Raw genomic sequence first — 17,768 nt, forward strand, 5'->3', positions numbered from 1 at the left:
AAGCAGTGTTCCCCATTTATTGGTGATAAGTATAATATTGAAAACCACCTAATTGTTGATATACAACGAATTAGGTGGTTTTTTTTGTGAATGGAAAGAACTTAAACCAGCTACTCCTAACTATGTAATAGGTATCCTATTTTGATTTTATATATTCAAACTATAGTCCTATTTTCTGAAAACATAATGTAATTCAAAGGTATTGTAAAATATATTTCAATGCAGTAATATTTTATCATTACTGTTTTTGGAGGCACTGATGAAATTTTTTCTACCGATTATTAAGCTACTTAACAAGATGAAGTATCCAATGAAGTTTTCAGTTATTGGAATTATACTATTAGTACCACTATTGTTAGTAAGCTTATTCTATTTAAGTACAATGAATGATGAAATGAAACAAATTGAGAAAAGAGTGGAAGGGGCAACATACAACACGGCATTAAAAGATATTTTGCAATATAGTCAACAAACAAGGGCATTAAATGTCTCTCTTTTGACAGATACGGCATCAGCTAAACAGTTGGATGAAGTAACAAAAAAGGTCAATCAAGCATTTGGAGAAATTGAAAAGTTGGACTCTAAAATGGAATATGACTTTAATACAAAGGAACAATTCCAGGCGATTCAAGAAAAATGGAATACACTACAGCAAACAACGTGGAAGGATTCAGGGCAGATTACTTCACAATATAGTAATTATATTGAGGATATTTTAAACCTTATGACCGATGTGACAAATAATTCGGAACTGCTGTTAACTGATTCGAAAGAGATGTTTAATCTTACGTATAATACTTTTATCGAATTACCAAAGTTAACGGAGCAATTTGGGCAAATGCGAGCTTTAGGTGTAAGCATCATTAATAGTAATGCTGCAGATGAAGTTCAAGTAGAACAACTGAATATGATTTATTTCCCGACGCAAAGCGCCATAAAAAATATGAATAAAAGCTCGGCAGTTATATTTAACAACCCTAAGTTTGAAGCTGCTTTACAACAGCCTTTAGATTTAGTGAGAGAAAGTGCGGAAACGTATTTTAAAGCAATTGACAGCATTGGAAAGGGTGCAATTTCTGCAACCGATTATTATGATATTGCCACTGCGTCCAATAATACAAACTTCGAATTCTATACGGCAAGTCTAGAGGAAATGGAAATAACTTTACAGCAGCAATCCGATAATTTACAACAAACAATGGTTATCATATTTATTACACTTTCGGTAATATTCATTGTAGCGTTACTCCTATTTGTCAGCCTATTTTTAGCAATTCGCCAATCGATAAAGTTGTTGGAAGAAGGAACTAAGAAGGTTGCTGGTGGAGATCTGAATGTAAAAGTAGCATTACATACAAATGACGAAATGAAGAATGTAGAAACCTCATTTAATAGCATGATCATCCAGTTAAATGGACTAGTTCGTGAAATTACAACAAGTGCAGAACATGTGGCGTCATCGAGTGAAGAGTTACATGCAAGTGCTGAGGAAGCTACTGCAGCGGTGGAGCATACAACTACTGCGGTCAATCAAATGATGACAGATACAGAAATACAGGAAGTAAGGCTGAATGAAAGTGCACAAGCAATGAATGAAATGGTAACAGGCATTGAGCGTATTGCAGAAAATAGTGTACGGATTTCGGCTCTGACAAATGAAACGACGGGCTTTGCAAATGACGGGAATACAACCGTTGAAAAAGCGCTGCAGCAAATGGATATGATTAAACAAACGGTTGGAAAATCGAGTGAAAAAATTAACGACTTAAATAAACAATCAACTAAAATCGATTCGATTGTGCGTGTCATTTCAGATATCGCGGACCAGACAAACTTACTTGCTTTAAATGCTGCAATTGAGGCGGCACGTGCTGGGGAAAATGGAAAAGGCTTTGCGGTTGTTGCGGATGAGGTACGTAAGTTAGCTGAAGAATCACGCGGATCTGCTAAGCAAATAGCTGAGCTTATTGAGACGATTCAGATAGATACAACGGACTCTGTAAAAATGATGAGCCTTGTTACGGGTAATGTTGATGTCGGCATAAAAGTGACAGAAGAAACCGCTTATAAATTTGGTCATATTTTAACAAGTATGCAAACATTGAATCCTCAAATGGAAGAAATATCAGCAACAGCGACGGAATTTTCAGCTCAGGCTGAGCAAGTTGCTTCGGCTATGCAACACTTATTGGAAATGGCAAAACAAACGAGCGAAGCAACAGCAGAGATTGCATCTACTTCAGAAGAACAGTTGGCAATTATGGAAGAAGTCTCATCTTCCGCAAACTCTTTATCAGAAATTGCTGAATCATTACAAAGTTTAGTAATGCAGTTTAAGCTATAATTTAAATACGAAAAGGGAACTAACTGAAGATGATTTAGACACCATTTCCGATTTTGCCAATGGATATTAAATAATTGAACTTGAAAAACTGCCTAGTTGTTGATAAAACACTTAGGCAGTTTTTTATTGCCCATTTGACAAAAGTAACAACCCATCTATAATTATAAGTTGTTAGATATTAATTTTTACATAATTCACTGTCAGTAAAACAATTAGAAAGGAAGATTTTATGAAATTCATTAGTTTTTCAAAGCTAGGATTAATTTTAGTATTAAGTTTATTGCTAGCTGCATGTTCTTCGGAGGTTGGTGGTACAGAGAAGCAAGCTGTTAACTTAGCTTATGTAGAATGGGAGACTGAAGTTGCCTCCACCCATGTAGTTGGACAAGTTCTGGAGGACTTAGGATATGATGTAACCCTCACGCCTTTAGATAATGGGATTATGTGGGAAGCCCTCGCCAATGGAGAAGTAGATGGCATGGTTTCGGCTTGGCTGCCACAGACGCATGCTCCGCAAGTCGAAAAATACAAAGGTCGTATCGATGATTTAGGTGAAAATCTGATAGGTGGAAAAATCGGATTAGTAGTCCCAAGTTATATGGATGTGGACTCCATCGAAGATTTAACAGATGAAGCGGGTAAAACGATTACTGGCATTGAACCAGGAGCGAATATTACAGGAACTACTGAAAAGGCGTATGAGATATATCCTAATCTTGAAGGATGGACAGTACTCAGCTCATCTTCGGTAGCAATGACAGGGGCTCTTAAGCAAGCAATTCAGAATGAAGAGGAAATTATAGTGACAGGTTGGTCGCCTCACTGGAAATTTAATTTATTTGACCTGAAATATTTAGATGATCCTAAAGGAATGTATGGAACTGAAGAGTATATCGGTACATTTGCTCGTAATGGATTCAAAGAGGATAATCCTGGGGCATACAGTGTTCTTGATAATTTCCACTGGAATCCGGAAGATATAGAAAGTGTTATGTACGATATTATGGAAGGCATGGATCCGAAAGATGCAGCAAAAAAATGGATTGAAGAAAATGAAGGTAAAGTTGCCGAATGGACAAAAGAAGTTAAATAAAGTTTTAAGTACCGGATTGTACGTCTCCATGCGAAGGGGCTGCGATTTTTAAAAAGAACGACCTAATTGTTGGTGGGCAACGAATTAGGTCGTTCTTTTTCTGGATACAATAAGTAAATAATTCTTCTGCAATACTGTGTATTTAAATGGGCACTATTTTTAAACAAAAAAATACACCTGCCAAATGCATTGTAAAATATGCTGACACGTGGTAAATTTATATAGATATGCGCAAAAATAATTATGATGCGTATATTATCCCTTATCTTAATTATATATAAAAATTCTTTATTAGTCAACGCTTAAATATTTTCAAGGAGTGAATGTTATGAAAACAGATTTTCTGAACGAACAAAGGCGGTTAAATAATGTTGTGAACGTCATTAATGATCAAACACAACAACTGGAATCAGAAACGTTAAAGCTCCGAAATGAAGTAGTAAATACGCGTAAGCATTTTTGGGATGAAATTAAAGTGAATACGGATTCGTTTGATGACTTTTTGGAAACCGTTATTAACTTAAGACAAGAAGCGCAGGCATTAGCTGTTGGCGAAAGTACGCATCATCACGCAGCCAAAAGATTAGCGGTCTTGCATCGGATGAAGGCAGTCCCTTATTTTGGACGAATTGATTTTCTTGAAGAAGGTTTTTCAGAGCAGGAGAAAATTTATATTGGCATATCATCTCTGATGGATGCAAATGGTGAGGACTTCCTTATTTATGACTGGAGAGCACCGATTTCAAGTGTCTATTATGATTATGAGCCTGGTCCAGCGCAGTATACAACGCCCGGGGGCAAGGTTTACGGCGATCTCGAGAAAAAATGGCAATACGTTATTCGTAACGGAAAACTGCAATCAATGTTTGACACAAGTCTTACAATTGGGGATGAAATTTTACAGCAGGTGCTTGGAAAAGGCGCGGATAAGTATATGCAAAGTATCGTCGCAACGATTCAAAAGGATCAAAACCGTATTATTCGCCACGATCAAGGGCGTATGCTTATCGTGCACGGTGCAGCCGGCAGTGGTAAAACTTCTGCAGCATTACAAAGAATCGCATTTTTATTATATAAATACCGGGATCGTATAAAAGCCGATCAAATTATATTATTTTCACCAAATGCTATGTTTAACAGCTATGTTTCCAACGTACTGCCGGAGCTTGGAGAAGAAAATATGCAGCAAGTTACATTTCAGGAGTATTTGGATCACCGTTTAAGTAAAGATTTTCACTTAGAAAATCCATTTCATCAGCTGGAATATGTGCTGACTGCTGCAACCAACCCTTCGTACAGTGCAAGGATTAAAGGCATTCAATTTAAAGCATCCGTTAAATATGTTGAGGCAATAAAACTTTACCGAGAAACGTTGGAAAAATCAGACCTGCTATTTAAAGATGTAAAGTTCAGAGGGAAAACGATTATTTCGGCACAGCAATTATCGGAGAAGTTTTATGGAGATCATATTTCACTGAGCTTCCAAAGCAGACTTGAAAAACTGAAAGACTGGCTAATGAATGAAATTAAAGAAATCGAAAAAATAGAACGTTCTCAGCCATGGGTAGAAGAGGAAATTGAGTTACTGAGCGATGAGACGTATCATAAAATTCATAAGTATTTAGCAAAGAAAAAGGGCTTTGAACGAGAAGAGCAGGCAGATTATGAAATGGATCACGACGCGCTTATTCAAGTAATTGTCCGTCTGAAATTGAAGGCAGTGAGAAAACAAATTCAAACACTCGACTTTATTGATTTAGCAGGCATTTATAAACAGCTTTTTGCAGACCCATTATTGATGCAGCAGCAACTAAAAGTAGAAGTACCGGATGAATGGGAAGCGATATGTGAAGATACACTTCAAACGATGGAAGAGGGGACGCTGTATTATGAAGATGCGACTCCATTTCTATTTTTGCAGGAATTGATTCAAGGTTTTCAAACAAACCGGTCGATCAAGCATATTCTCATTGATGAAGCACAGGATTATTCGCCGTTTCAATTTGAATTTCTGAAGCGCTTATTCCCTTCTGCCAAAATGACCGTGCTAGGTGATTTTAATCAGGCTATTTTTGCGCATGCAAGTGGCGTAGGAGATTTTCAAATCCTTCACCAGCTTTATGGAGAAGAAGAAACGGAAGTTATCAATATGACTCGAAGTTACCGTTCGACGAAGCCGATTATAGAATTTACACGGAGTCTTATTACAAATGGAGAAGAAATTATTCCATTTGAACGTGCTGGCGAACTGCCGGTGTTGAACCAAGTAGATAATCATGCACAATTGCATCAGTACATTATGTCTGACATTTCAAAATTGCAAAGTGAAGGCTATAACAGTATCGCGGTTATTTGCAAATCTGCAGAAGAAAGTAAGACAGCATATGAAACGTTAAATAAAATTGACGGAATTAAGCTGATAAAAAGCGGTACAGCGGAGTTCGAGCAAGGAGTTGTAGTCATTCCTTCTTACTTAGCGAAGGGGATTGAATTTGAAGCAGTCATTATTTATGATGCATCCGAAAGTGTGTATGGAGATGAAAGTTTACGAAGAATCTTTTATACAGCGTGCACGAGAGCAATGCACGTGCTGCAACTTTACAGTGTAGGGAAACCGAGTCCTTTTATGCAAAAGGCTTTAGAAAAGAATCTTATACAACTTGAGTTGAAATCAGAAAGTATTAGATAAACCTTATTAAACCATAAGAAAACGGAGTCGGGGAGTGTACCGGACTCCGTTTTCATTTTTTAGTACATTCAATTCATATCTTTAACGTACTGCTCCAAATCTGCGGGGGATTCCAGCTGATTAAGTTCTTTTACAGACTCCGCATCATCTGATTTATAAGAAAAATAAAACCGGGCAGTTCTATCATCCAAATGTTTGAAATTAAATTCATTATAGGGAAGTTGGCGGTCCTTTTTCGTCAGCTGTTTTTGCAACTTTTCATTAAAGTATACAATTTCAATATTGAAGTAACTTAAATTCTGTTCTTTAAAATGCTGGATCATCTTATAAGCTTTCTCCAGCTGATTGTTCATATTGTTGGAGGATTTCAGAATTACATTGGCAAAGACAATATTTCCGATACCGTTCGCTTCCTTTTGTAAAATACCCTCATAGGTGTCGGTATGGTCATATTGTGCTTCGATTTCATCCGAAAATGTCACATTGACCATATAGGAATAATTTTCAACCGTTCCATAAAGTTCTTCATACAGCACCCCGAATCGCGTATTCAGCTGATCCCGCCAATGCATTTGCAAATACGTATCAGAAAGCGGCTCCGTCTTTTCACTAACCGAAACGGTAACTTCCAAATCAGGATTCTTTTTTGGATGAGCGATAATATGATAATCTCCATAATCATCGCCCAATGGTTTAGAGTAGGTTGATTCATCAATCACAAAGTCTTCGTTATATTTGTCTTCAAGTGAAGCTTCGGCGGCATTTTCCGCTTTGTAGCCTATAATCGGATAGTAAAAATAATCAAAAGAAGCAATCGTAAGTATTAAAATAAAGAACGCTGGAATTGCAAGTATCGCCAGTAACACAATCTTTATTATTCGCATCGCGGATTCTCCTAATACGTATAGCGTGCTACTTGCTCACCTTCAATTACAAGGCCGTCAATTTCCTTGAAGCCCATTTTTTCATAGAGGCGCTTTGCATGCTCATTATCAGGTTCATAGGAAAGGGAAATCGTTTGATGGTGAGGCTCTTTCATTGTTTGAATATCCTCTATAACAAGCCGAACCGCCTCTTTGCCATAACCTTTCCCTTGATGTTTTTCATCGATCATCATCCGGTAAATCCAATATTCATGGTCATCCTCATCGAGACCATAAAGCGTGAACCCGACCATTGCCTCCCCAAAGTAAATTCCTTTCGCATGGAAGTTTTCCAGAAAGTTCAGCTGTGCCAATGACACTACATTCGAGGCGACAAAATTTACTTGATCCTCCCGTACTTTTAGCGAGATTGCTTTTATCCAATTATCTTTTGTAATCGTTTTTAAATGCAGCATTTCTGTTATCCCTCTCTCATGTAAAATGACTTGTCGTGCACTACGCACTAACAATTAATACCATAAAAGGAATTGGAATAAAATGTTGCATATTATCGAATTTTATCCAGTTAAAATAATGTAGAATAACTGCTGAAAGTCCCATACATCTCTTGTTTATATAACTGCGGATAAGTGGACATGAAGTTCATAATGATTAATCCGTTGTCCAGAGTCGGATAGCGGTCGAATAATAAGCGGTCACCGTAACGGATGGCTGTCAATGCAAGCGGCAATTCGCGCCGGAAAACTTCATACCGCCGAATCGCTGTATCGAAATCCTGATTTTGTGTATTAACAATTACATAGGCATTGTAATACCAATAGTGTCCATTTGTTTTCCATTCACCGAGTACTTCATCACGCAGTTCGGGATTTACTTTGTCCCAGGCAAACTGCGTCCCAATTGTTAAAAATAAATCTCCAGTATCATCAGAATGGGTCAGCGTGTGATGTCTTGAAATAATAGGTTCCGTTGCAGTAACACCATCCCTGTATTCAACGGATAGTCTTTCGGGATTGAAATTGCTCATCTATTCGCTCCAATCGTTTTCTTTATTCATATGCATTTATTTGTTGAGGGTGAGGAGCGGTATAATGAACAATTAACGTATTACGGGCATATTTCAAATGTCTATATTGTGAAAAATGAAGAACATATACTAGGTTAGAGGTCAAACTTAGTAGGAGGTGAATGATATGCCATTTTATGGGCAAAATTTCAGACCGGGGATGTTCCCGCCAAATGGACAACAATTTGGTCCCCAACCGCAAATAGGTAGACAGCAAATGGGAATGCCTCGTCCCAATGAATTCGCAAGACCGAGGGAAGCCTTTTATCCACCATCTCCGGTGAATGCAAGACAGGGGCAACAGCAGGCCAATTTTTATCCGCCACAGCCACAACAGCAGCAAGGTTCCCGCTTTAGCGGACTATCTGATAACTTAAATACAGTGATGGGCCATGTGGGAACAATAACAAATGGAATTAATACAATGAGACAAGTAGGCGCTATGCTGAATCTCTTCAAATAACAAATAGATAAGCAGAAAGATCAATTTAGCCTATCAATAGAAAATTATTGATAAGCTTTTTTGTTTTTGTACATAAAAAAATGCTAACCAACAGCTGTTTGCACAGAGGTTGATTAGCATCTATATTAATTTTTATTATGCGGATGTAGTATGGATCTTTTTGTACGCTTTCTCATCCGATTGGTATTTGGACCGATTTCATTTAATACAATCGCAACGAGAATCAGCACAATCCCAATCCATTGCAAAGCTGTGACCGTTTCAGCCAGAATAATGCTCGCCGACAAAATCGCGACAGGCAATTCAACAGAAGTTAATATATTCGCCAAACCTCCTGAAATGAGTGGTGCTCCGACTGCATAAAACAGTGGCGGCAACACGGCTCCAAATATTGAAACCCCGGCAGCACTCGATACCAAGCTTCCTTCAAGAGGAAATACAGCAGGGATGTCCTTCATAAAAATCAAGAATACTAAAATTGTGGAACCTGTCACCATTAAAGAAGTACGGGTTAATGGATGAACTTCCACAGCAACTTTCCCGCTGAAAAAGATAAAGGCAGCATAAGTAAAGGCAGATAATATGCCCATTACAAATCCCTTAATCGGAAGACCTTGTATATCACCGGTTAATATATTCGATGCGAAAAAAACACCGATTAAAATAAGAACAATCGCCAATACAGTAATTGGCGCCGGTTTAATTTTGTTGAAAACCCATTCGAACACAATACCGATCCAAACAAACTGAAACATTAAAATGATGGCCAGTGAAGCAGGTAAATACTGCATCGAACCATAATAAAAAATACTTGTTAAACCGATAAAACAGCCGGTAATCATAATGGGAAGGATGTTCTTTTTAGTCAGACCCTTCATACCGAACCCTTTTAGGAAAGTGATCGACCATAATAGCAGAAAGGAAATGACCATTTGAACAAGATTGATTTGACCAAGAGTATAGCCATAACCGAATCCCATTTTGGCAAATACCGGTGTAAATCCAAAGCATCCTGCACCGAGCAGTACAAAGAATACTCCTTTATTTATCTTCATTTCTATAAACCTCCGATAGTGCTTGAAAATAACGATATTATCTTAACATATATAGTAGAAACAGACAGACAAAGCAGTTACTACAGTTGAGCAAGAGTTATTGACAACTAAAATCATTATATGATAAGTATATCTCGGAATAAAGATGTTTTAATTTGAAATAAATTACAAGGGAGAGGTATCACAAATTTTCGTATTATAACGGCAATGAATATTGGTTTTTTTATTATAGGTATTGGGTACTTGAATTAAAAAGTAACAGATAGTCCATTTTATAGGCTGTTAGGGCAGATAAGGTTGGTAGGAAAGTTCTGATTATGAATAATTAGTGAATATCTTCTATATAAATACGATATATGTTGGTATATTAATAAAAAATTAATGTAACTTTTACAAAAGGGGTGAAGAAGATGAAGATAAATAGCTTGGTACGAGGCGTTAGTTCAGAGTTAGATGAAAGAAAACGTTCCCAGCTTCGCAAAGAGGCGGGTGACGCATATAAAAAGCATGCGCAATACACGGATCCAAGTAAAAATCCACTGCTAAAAGTGCTGGAAAACCTCCTTTCCGGTAAAACAGAAAAAGATTTACTGACACAGGACAATGCCGATCAGGCTGAAAATCTTGCAGTGGTAAATGACATCACGTATAAACAAACACCAATATTGGACAATGTGCGTGTAGCATCAGCTGTCCCTTCATCTCAAGATTTACTTACAGCATCGAATATATCAACCTCAATCCCGCAAATGCCGGCAAACACTCAAGATGAACATAATGAGCAAGTACAATCCGAGGAAGCAAGCTCGTTATTTAATGAAAATCTTTCATTTACAATACCGGAAAAATTCCAACAAGACTTTACACGTAAACCAGACGAGCAAACAGTGTTTGGTCAAGAGTTGGAAAAGCGGTTATTCCAGCGTTCATTCAATATAGCTGCACAAAAATACAGTGCGCATATTGCAATGGTGAACAACGGTTACCGTTCAGTAAATGACTCGTTTTTCTCTCAAACTGCATGACTAAAAATCCACTCAAAACGAGTGGTTTTTTTATTTTAACTATTTTTAGAGTAAAAGTATATATTATTTTACCATAATATAACATATCGTTTTATAATATGTACGTTAAACTTATATCAGACTAAAGGAGATAAAAATTGCTTTATAGTATTATGCTTTTTCTACATATTATAGGTACAGTTATGATGTTTATAGCAGTCGGGTTAACGATTACTGCAATGGTTGCGATGCTATACTCAAAGAAAACAGAAACGCTGCGTGTTTGGGCAGCATTGGCCGTTAAAGTTGATGGACTATTGCCATTTAGTGTCATCATTATTTTCCTGCCGGCATTATATTTGGTGATTACTACTTGGGGCTGGCACGCGGCTTGGATCAATCTTTCATTAGCGGCACTGATTGTAATGACGTTCATGGGACCAGCTATTAACCTGCGCCGTTTAAAAAATATTTTAAAAGCTGCCGATGCAGAAACGGCTAGCACTCCATCTGCTACATTAGTTAAAACTGTGCAGGACCGTTTACTGTAGATTTCTGTCATTACAATGACAGCACTGGCGGTTGCCATTGTATTTTTAATGACGGTAAAACTAGAAATGCTCGGGTCACTTGTAACTTTCGGGGTAGCTATAGTAGCAGGATATATTATTTCCGCTTTGATTTTAAAAAGACCATCTTGAGCAATTAAAATACCGATTATTTTTTACCACTTAGAACGGAGTCAAAGCTACGTTTTAGGTGGTTTTTTATAATTAGTTCCAACTTTCCCATCATTCACGCACCAGATCATTCAATGGTATACTATTTCCAAAGTTGAAATTATGGAGTGGTCTTTTTGGCGAAGAAGCAAGCAAAAACAAATGCAGTTCGTTTAATTGAGCAGAAAAAAATTGCACATGAAATCTTTGAGTATACGATCAACGATGGGGAAGCAGTGGATGGATTGACCGTTGCCGGCAAAATCGGCCAGCCTGCCATTCATGTCTATAAAACATTGGTTGCAACTGCAGGAAAGGGCAATTATTTTGTTTTCGTCATTCCGGTAGATGCGGAATTGAATTTAAAGGCCGCAGCAAAAGTGGTAGGGCAAAAGAAAATCGAGATGCTTCCGGTCAAGGAACTTCTTGGCTTAACGGGTTATATTCGCGGGGGCTGCTCACCGATCGGGATGAAAAAGCTTTTTCCGACTATTATTGAGGAAGCGGCGACTGCACTGGATTATATTATTGTCAGTGCAGGCAAAATCGGGATGCAGATTAAGCTTGTACCGGAAGATTTACAAAAGGCAACGAACGGTCAATTTGCATCGATTGTCTCATCATAGAAAGAAGGATTGTTGTGTCGAAGAAATTTAAATGGCAATGGGGAAGTTTTTTTGTAGGAATGATGATCATGGCGCTTGGAATTACGATGACGATTAAAGGAAATGTTGTCGGAACAGCTCCATGGGATGTTTTCCATATTGGTCTTTATAAGCAGATCGGATTGACGATCGGTTCTTGGTCTATTTTAACGGGTCTGACGATTATTATCGGAACATCGATTTATTTGAAACGCATACCGAAACTTGCGACATTTTTAAATATGCTGTTCATCGGTTCATTTATTGATTTGTTCAACTGGCTCCTGCCAGAGACGAATATTTTTGCACTGGAACTTGCGTATTTTACGGGCGGCTTTTTTGTAATGAGCATTGGCTGTGCACTTTATATTGCGGCAAGTCTTGGTGAAGGTCCGCGTGATACAATTATGATGATAATTGCGAGTAAAGGCTATTCAGTGAAAACAGGCAGGCTCGTAATGGAAGTATTTGCGACAGGTGCCGGATGGCTGCTTGGCGGTCCTGTTGGTTTCGGGACGGTTGTTTTAGCGCTCGGTACAGGTTATGTCATTCAGCCGTCATTATTTTTCTTTAAACGAAAGCTTGAGGAAATAATCGGAGAGCCGCTTACATAAAATTTTCATTCTCTGTGCTAAAATATAGTGGAAATAGATATCGAAAGGATGAACGCGCATGTCAAACGTATTAAATACCTTTTTAGATGAAAACTTACTGGCACTACAAGCACAAGGTTTATACAACGAAATCGATCCGGTAGAAGGAGCAAACGGCCCGATTATTAAAGTTGGAGGCAAACAGCTTGTAAACCTGTCATCAAACAACTACTTAGGCTTGGCGACGAACGATGAGCTGAAAAAGATTGCTCAGGACACAATTGCCACATACGGTGTTGGTGCAGGTGCTGTTCGTACAATTAACGGTACGCTCGATCTACACGTAAAACTGGAAGAAACATTAGCTAAATTTAAAGGGACAGAAGCAGCAATCAGCTATCAATCAGGCTTTAATTGTAATATGGCGGCAATTTCTGCTGTTATGGACAAAAATGATGCGATTTTATCGGATGCACTAAACCATGCTTCAATTATCGACGGCTGTCGTTTATCTAAAGCGAAAATTATTCCATTTGCCCATGCAGATATGGATGATTTACGCGCAAAAGCAAAAGATGCAACAGAATCAGGCCTATACAATAAAGTAATGGTCATTACAGACGGTGTTTTCTCGATGGATGGCGATATTGCCAAGCTTCCGGAAATCGTTGAAATCGCAAAAGAGTTTGACCTAATCACTTATGTAGATGATGCACATGGTTCAGGCGTTACTGGTAAAGGTGCCGGAACAGTGAAGCATTTCGGTCTGCAACATGATATCGACTTCCAAATCGGTACATTGTCAAAAGCAATCGGTGTTGTCGGCGGTTATGTGGCAGGGAAGAAAAACCTGATCGACTGGCTAAAAGTTCGTTCTCGTCCGTTTTTATTCTCAACAGCATTACCACCAGGGGATGTAGCGGCGATTACACGCGCGGTAGAGATGATTATGGAATCGACAGAGCTGCATGACAAGCTATGGGAAAACGGTCAGTATTTAAAAGACGGCCTAGCAAAACTTGGCTTTAATATCGGAGAATCGGAAACACCGATTACACCATGCATTATCGGCGAAGAAAAGCTAACACAACAATTCTCGAAACGCTTGCTTGAAGAAGGTGTGTATGCAAAAGCAATCGTGTTCCCGACAGTACCAAAAGGAACAGGTCGCGTGCGCAATATGCCAACAGCGGCCCATACGAAAGAAATGCTTGATGAAGCTTTAGCGATTTACGAAAAAGTTGGCCGTGAGTTAGAAGTAATTAAATAAACGATATTAAGCTCAGCACTGTTTAGATGGTGCTGAGTTTTTTGTGTTGTTGTGAAAGTTCAACTTTAGAGCCTTCTATGGTCTAATAAATTTCAAAATGGCGATTATCTGTACAGAAGTGTCTATTAACTGGGGGAAGTGGCGATTATGCGGATGAAAGTGGCGAATATATTTAATAAATGGCGATTATCGTTAATAAAATGGCGAATATACTTACACAGCCAATTCTCAAACTGCTTTTTACAATGAATTGGCGAATAAGTTTAGATATTTGGCTATTAAAGTAAGAAGAATGGCGAATATAAATTTGCCATTCTCTTATACAAAGTTGAAGCATGTCTTCATTTTGACCATCATTCAAATTGTTAAACCTTATTATTTCACAACCGTCTGCGCAAACAGACCAAGCTTCGCGACACGTTGCATTGCTTCGCGCAAACGTTCTTCATCGACGAGCAGCCCGACGCGAATATAGCCTTCGCCGTACTCGCCAAACCCATTGCCGGCTGCAACGGCAATATCCGCTCTTTCCAGTAAAAAGTCGGCAAACAGTTCACTCGTATAAGGTGCAGGTACAGGAAGCCATGCAAAGAATGAACCTTTCGGGGCGGTCACTTCCCAGCCGATTTTATGAGCTTCTTCAACGAGCACATTGCGGCGGCGCTCATATAGTGCACGCAATTCCTCAACACAAGATTGTTCTTCATTCAGTGCTACTGCTGCAGCATGCTGAATCGCCGGGAACTGGCTGCAAAACAGATGGTCTTGAATAATATTGATCGCTTCAATCATTTTTGCGTTGCCGACTGCAAAGCCGATGCGCCAGCCTGCCATATTGTATGATTTGGACAATGTATAAAGCTCAATGCCGACTTTTTTTGCACCGGGTGCCTGCAGAAAGCTTGGCGGGCGTTCTCCATCAAAGCCGAGTGCCCCGTAAGCGAAGTCATGGGCAACTGCAATGTTATTTTCTTTAGCGAACTGTACGGTCTGTTCAAAAAATTCGGGCGTTGCGACACCCCCAGTCGGGTTGTTCGGATAGTTTAAATACATCAATTTTGCCCGGTTTTTAATTTCTGCGGATAATGCCTTGTAGTCCGGCAAAAAGTGATTTTCCTCTTGAAGCGGCATCGTATCAAACTTCACATCTGCAAGTGCGACACCCGATAAGTAATCCGGATAACCCGGATCTGGAAGGAGCATATAATCACCCGGATTCAGGAGGCCAAGCGGAAGTTCGACTAAACCGATTTTCGTTCCGCCAAGGATGGCCACTTCTGTAGTGGGATCAATGTCGATATCATATTCACGTTTATAAAAGTCTGCAGCTGCCTGCTTGAGCTCTGCAATACCACGGAACGGAGAATATTTGTGCGTTTGCGGATCGTTTGCCGAATTTTGCAGTGCTTCCACAATATGTGCCGGTGTTGGCTGGTCGGGATTTCCCTGACCCAAATTAATCACATCGCGCCCTTGGGCTAGCGCTTCATTTACTTTGTTTACAAGTGCTGCGAAAAACTGTGGTGGTAACTGCTGCAGCTTTTTCGAGAATTCAATCATTCTTTATCACCTCTGAAAAATAGTAAGGTTAATGTTAGTCTAAAACTTCACTTAAGTAAAGTGAAGATTTTGACAACTTGAAGTGAAATGTTACAATGAGTACGAATATGCGAAAATAGATTCGCACGGAATATTTAAGGCGGTGGCAGTTATGAAAATTGGTTGTATTCAATTGAATGTTGGTTTTGGCAAGGTTGATGAAAACTATGAACGCGCGGAGAAGTTTATTCGCGAAGCAGTAGCAGGCGGCGCGGAAATCGTTGTATTACCGGAAATGTGGAATACAGGCTATGCGCTTGAAAAACTGGAAGAGCTGGCGGACGAAAATGGGGAACGTACGAAAGCATTTTTAAGCAGTCTTTCAAAAGAATTGGCGGTACATATTGTAGGTGGATCAGTATCGGTGAAGCGTGATGATAAGTTTTACAATACGATGTACACGTATAGTCGTGACGGGGAATTAGTTGGCGAGTACAGTAAAGTGCATTTATTCCGCTTAATGAATGAGCATTTGTATTTGGAATCCGGCAGTGACATGAACCGTTTCGCATTAGGCGAGCTTGAAGCAGGCGGAGCGATTTGCTATGATATTCGGTTCCCGGAATGGCTGCGTTCCCATGCATTGGATGGCGCTAAGGTACTGTTCGTACCTGCACAATGGCCAACACCACGTATTGATCACTGGAAAATATTACTGCAGGCGCGTGCAATTGAAAACCAGTGCTTCGTCGTTGCGGTAAATCGTATTGCCCGTAAAGTGGAAAATTTCAATGGTCAGTCAATGATTATCGGGCCATGGGGTGAAGTGCTTTGGACAGGCGCAGAAGATGAGGAACTGGCGATTATTGACGTTGATTTTTCAACAGTTGATGAAGTGCGCGGCCGCATCCCTGTATATGAAGATCGCCGTCCGGGTCTCTATGAAAAAGTAATAAAAGAATAAATTTTAAAGCGTACTGGATGAATGCCGGTGCGCTTTTTTTGCATTTAGCAGCAAATTAACTCACTGATACATAAAAAAATCTCTCCAGAACCAAAACAACCACTACTTTCCACTTGCCATCTCACACGTCTCATTTTAATATAAGAACAAATGTTCGATACAAGGAGATGAGCTTTATGTATGAAAATGCGCCGGAACGTTCGATTATTTGTATTGATATGCGCAGTTTTTATGCAAGCTGTATTGCGTCGGTTGAAAATTTAAATGTAATGGAAGTCCCGATTGCGATTGTCGGAAATTTTCAGCAAAAGGGAAGTGTTGTACTTGCAGCATCCCCTCCGATGAAAAAGCGCTTTAATATTCGCACAGGTTCGCGATTGTACGAAATCCCGCCACATCCGGATATTCGTCTTTTTGAGCCGCGGATGTCATTATTTATACGCATATCAATGGAAATTACACGTCTGTTCAACGAATTCGTTCCAAAAGAGGCCATTCATGTATATAGCGTCGACGAAAGTTTTATCGATTTAACCGGAACCGAAAAATTATGGGGACCGCCTGAAGAAACGGCAAAATACATTCAGCAGCTCGTTTACAACCAATTTGAGATTCCATGTGCAGTCGGTTTCGGCCCAAATATGCTGATGGCAAAATTGGCGCTCGACATCGAAGCAAAAAAGACGGGATTTGCAAAATGGACATATAATGATGTACCGGAAAAACTGTGGCCGATTATGCCGCTATCCACGATGTGGGGAATCGGCAGCCGTACGGAAAGAACGCTGAACCATATGGGCATTTACTCGGTCTACGATTTGGCGCATGCCGATTTAGCGTTACTGGAAAAGCGCTTCGGCGTTCTCGGCAATCAGCTGTATTACCATGCGTGGGGAATTGATCACTCAACAGTCGGTGCACCGATTATGCAAGGACAAATCAGTTTCGGTAAGGGGCAGATGCTGATGCGCGATTATCGCAGTCGAAAGGAAATTTTAGTCGTATTGCTGGAAATGTGCGAAGACGTGGCAAGGCGGGCGCGGGAAGCGAAAAAAATCGGACGGACGATTTCATTAGGGCTTAGCTACAGTAAAGATGCCTTCGGGGGTGGATTTCATCGTTCACGCACAATCGATGAGCCGACAAACGATACACTGAAAATTTTCGAAGTGTGCAAGCAGCTGCTCGATGAATTTTATGCCGAACGACCGGCACGCAAAGTGACGATTACATTAAGCAATATTGAAAGCGAATATTCGATGCAGCTCAGCCTGTTTGATGAGATGCGTTGGCGCAACCGCAAGCTCGGAGAAACGATGGACCGTTTACGTACGAAATACGGTACAACAGCGATATTGCGTGCTGTTTCCTATACGGAAGCAGGTACTGCGCTGACACGGGTTAAATTAGTAGGCGGGCATAAACAATAAGGAGTGAAGGC

The 17,768-nt window shown here is 39.6% G+C and carries 16 protein-coding genes; 11 read left to right on the top strand and 5 right to left on the bottom strand.

Annotated elements, in window-relative coordinates; all coding sequences use genetic code 11:
* Nucleotides 1–259: 259 nt before the first annotated feature.
* The 3 genes from MKY51_RS02240 (at nucleotide 260) to helD (ending at nucleotide 6,126) form a co-directional block, all read left to right on the top strand.
* Nucleotides 260–2,344, top strand: coding sequence for a methyl-accepting chemotaxis protein (locus MKY51_RS02240; protein WP_339175033.1), 2,085 nt, complete (start codon nucleotides 260–262; stop codon nucleotides 2,342–2,344).
* A 229-nt stretch (nucleotides 2,345–2,573) separates the two neighbouring features.
* Nucleotides 2,574–3,437: a glycine betaine ABC transporter substrate-binding protein gene (locus MKY51_RS02245; protein ID WP_339175035.1), complete on the top strand. Its 864-nt coding sequence runs from the start codon at nucleotides 2,574–2,576 to the stop codon at nucleotides 3,435–3,437.
* 328 nt (nucleotides 3,438–3,765) lie between these two features.
* The gene (helD, locus tag MKY51_RS02250) at nucleotides 3,766–6,126 is read left to right on the top strand and encodes an RNA polymerase recycling motor HelD (RefSeq protein ID WP_339175037.1); all 2,361 of its coding nucleotides are present in this window, start codon (nucleotides 3,766–3,768) and stop codon (nucleotides 6,124–6,126) included.
* Between the two features lie 68 nt (nucleotides 6,127–6,194).
* Here helD and MKY51_RS02255 read toward each other — a convergent pair whose 3' ends face one another.
* The 3 genes from MKY51_RS02255 to MKY51_RS02265 all read right to left on the bottom strand — a co-directional run bounded on the left by MKY51_RS02255 (nucleotide 6,195) and on the right by MKY51_RS02265 (nucleotide 8,037).
* Complete coding sequence (locus MKY51_RS02255) at nucleotides 6,195–7,010, bottom strand: murein transglycosylase (RefSeq protein ID WP_339175039.1); 816 nt, start codon at nucleotides 7,008–7,010, stop codon at nucleotides 6,195–6,197.
* Between the two features lie 11 nt (nucleotides 7,011–7,021).
* A complete protein-coding gene (locus MKY51_RS02260; RefSeq protein ID WP_339175041.1) occupies nucleotides 7,022–7,465 on the bottom strand; it encodes a GNAT family N-acetyltransferase in 444 nt (147 codons plus the stop codon).
* Between the two features lie 110 nt (nucleotides 7,466–7,575).
* Nucleotides 7,576–8,037 carry a staygreen family protein gene (locus MKY51_RS02265; protein ID WP_339175042.1) on the bottom strand — a complete coding sequence of 154 codons (462 nt, stop codon included), beginning with the start codon at nucleotides 8,035–8,037 and terminating at the stop codon, nucleotides 7,576–7,578.
* Nucleotides 8,038–8,203: 166 nt separating this feature from the next.
* Here MKY51_RS02265 and MKY51_RS02270 point away from each other — a divergent pair, with 166 nt between their 5' ends.
* Nucleotides 8,204–8,539 carry a hypothetical protein gene (locus MKY51_RS02270; RefSeq protein ID WP_339175043.1) on the top strand — a complete coding sequence of 112 codons (336 nt, stop codon included), beginning with the start codon at nucleotides 8,204–8,206 and terminating at the stop codon, nucleotides 8,537–8,539.
* Between the two features lie 125 nt (nucleotides 8,540–8,664).
* On the opposite strand, the gene MKY51_RS02275 is transcribed toward MKY51_RS02270, so the two are convergent.
* Nucleotides 8,665–9,594 (bottom strand): DMT family transporter, encoded by a 930-nt coding sequence (locus MKY51_RS02275; RefSeq protein ID WP_339175044.1) that lies wholly within the window; start codon nucleotides 9,592–9,594, stop codon nucleotides 8,665–8,667.
* A gap of 410 nt (nucleotides 9,595–10,004) precedes the next feature.
* Here MKY51_RS02275 and MKY51_RS02280 point away from each other — a divergent pair, with 410 nt between their 5' ends.
* From MKY51_RS02280 to MKY51_RS02300, 5 genes are all read left to right on the top strand, one after another.
* A complete protein-coding gene (locus tag MKY51_RS02280; protein WP_339175045.1) occupies nucleotides 10,005–10,619 on the top strand; it encodes a hypothetical protein in 615 nt (204 codons plus the stop codon).
* 137 nt (nucleotides 10,620–10,756) lie between these two features.
* Nucleotides 10,757–11,149 carry a hypothetical protein gene (locus MKY51_RS02285; RefSeq protein ID WP_339175046.1) on the top strand — a complete coding sequence of 131 codons (393 nt, stop codon included), beginning with the start codon at nucleotides 10,757–10,759 and terminating at the stop codon, nucleotides 11,147–11,149.
* A 305-nt stretch (nucleotides 11,150–11,454) separates the two neighbouring features.
* Nucleotides 11,455–11,943, top strand: a complete 489-nt coding sequence (gene ybaK, locus MKY51_RS02290; protein WP_339175047.1) for a Cys-tRNA(Pro) deacylase — start codon at nucleotides 11,455–11,457, stop codon at nucleotides 11,941–11,943.
* A 14-nt stretch (nucleotides 11,944–11,957) separates the two neighbouring features.
* Nucleotides 11,958–12,575 carry a YitT family protein gene (locus MKY51_RS02295; protein WP_339175048.1) on the top strand — a complete coding sequence of 206 codons (618 nt, stop codon included), beginning with the start codon at nucleotides 11,958–11,960 and terminating at the stop codon, nucleotides 12,573–12,575.
* Between the two features lie 58 nt (nucleotides 12,576–12,633).
* Nucleotides 12,634–13,824: a glycine C-acetyltransferase gene (locus MKY51_RS02300; protein WP_339175049.1), complete on the top strand. Its 1,191-nt coding sequence runs from the start codon at nucleotides 12,634–12,636 to the stop codon at nucleotides 13,822–13,824.
* 375 nt (nucleotides 13,825–14,199) lie between these two features.
* On the opposite strand, the gene MKY51_RS02305 is transcribed toward MKY51_RS02300, so the two are convergent.
* Nucleotides 14,200–15,381 (bottom strand): pyridoxal phosphate-dependent aminotransferase, encoded by a 1,182-nt coding sequence (locus MKY51_RS02305; RefSeq protein WP_339176558.1) that lies wholly within the window; start codon nucleotides 15,379–15,381, stop codon nucleotides 14,200–14,202.
* A gap of 154 nt (nucleotides 15,382–15,535) precedes the next feature.
* Here MKY51_RS02305 and MKY51_RS02310 point away from each other — a divergent pair, with 154 nt between their 5' ends.
* The gene (locus tag MKY51_RS02310; RefSeq protein WP_339175051.1) at nucleotides 15,536–16,327 is read left to right on the top strand and encodes a carbon-nitrogen family hydrolase; all 792 of its coding nucleotides are present in this window, start codon (nucleotides 15,536–15,538) and stop codon (nucleotides 16,325–16,327) included.
* A gap of 176 nt (nucleotides 16,328–16,503) precedes the next feature.
* Complete coding sequence (locus tag MKY51_RS02315; protein ID WP_339175053.1) at nucleotides 16,504–17,757, top strand: UV damage repair protein UvrX; 1,254 nt, start codon at nucleotides 16,504–16,506, stop codon at nucleotides 17,755–17,757.
* The last annotated feature ends 11 nt before the right edge of the window (nucleotides 17,758–17,768 follow it).

This window comes from Solibacillus sp. FSL R5-0691, assembly GCF_037974225.1.
Taxonomy (GTDB): Bacteria; Bacillota; Bacilli; order Bacillales_A; family Planococcaceae; genus Solibacillus.

Coding starts and splice junctions, on each gene's coding strand:
- MKY51_RS02315 (WP_339175053.1), top strand. CDS start 16,504: ATGTATGAAAATGCGCCGGAACGTTCGATTATTTGTATTGATATGCGC.
- helD (WP_339175037.1), top strand. CDS start 3,766: ATGAAAACAGATTTTCTGAACGAACAAAGGCGGTTAAATAATGTTGTG.
- MKY51_RS02240 (WP_339175033.1), top strand. CDS start 260: ATGAAATTTTTTCTACCGATTATTAAGCTACTTAACAAGATGAAGTAT.
- MKY51_RS02260 (WP_339175041.1), bottom strand. CDS start 7,465: ATGCTGCATTTAAAAACGATTACAAAAGATAATTGGATAAAAGCAATC.
- MKY51_RS02245 (WP_339175035.1), top strand. CDS start 2,574: ATGAAATTCATTAGTTTTTCAAAGCTAGGATTAATTTTAGTATTAAGT.
- MKY51_RS02270 (WP_339175043.1), top strand. CDS start 8,204: ATGCCATTTTATGGGCAAAATTTCAGACCGGGGATGTTCCCGCCAAAT.
- MKY51_RS02255 (WP_339175039.1), bottom strand. CDS start 7,010: ATGCGAATAATAAAGATTGTGTTACTGGCGATACTTGCAATTCCAGCG.
- MKY51_RS02265 (WP_339175042.1), bottom strand. CDS start 8,037: ATGAGCAATTTCAATCCCGAAAGACTATCCGTTGAATACAGGGATGGT.
- MKY51_RS02280 (WP_339175045.1), top strand. CDS start 10,005: ATGAAGATAAATAGCTTGGTACGAGGCGTTAGTTCAGAGTTAGATGAA.
- MKY51_RS02300 (WP_339175049.1), top strand. CDS start 12,634: ATGTCAAACGTATTAAATACCTTTTTAGATGAAAACTTACTGGCACTA.
- MKY51_RS02310 (WP_339175051.1), top strand. CDS start 15,536: ATGAAAATTGGTTGTATTCAATTGAATGTTGGTTTTGGCAAGGTTGAT.
- MKY51_RS02275 (WP_339175044.1), bottom strand. CDS start 9,594: ATGAAGATAAATAAAGGAGTATTCTTTGTACTGCTCGGTGCAGGATGC.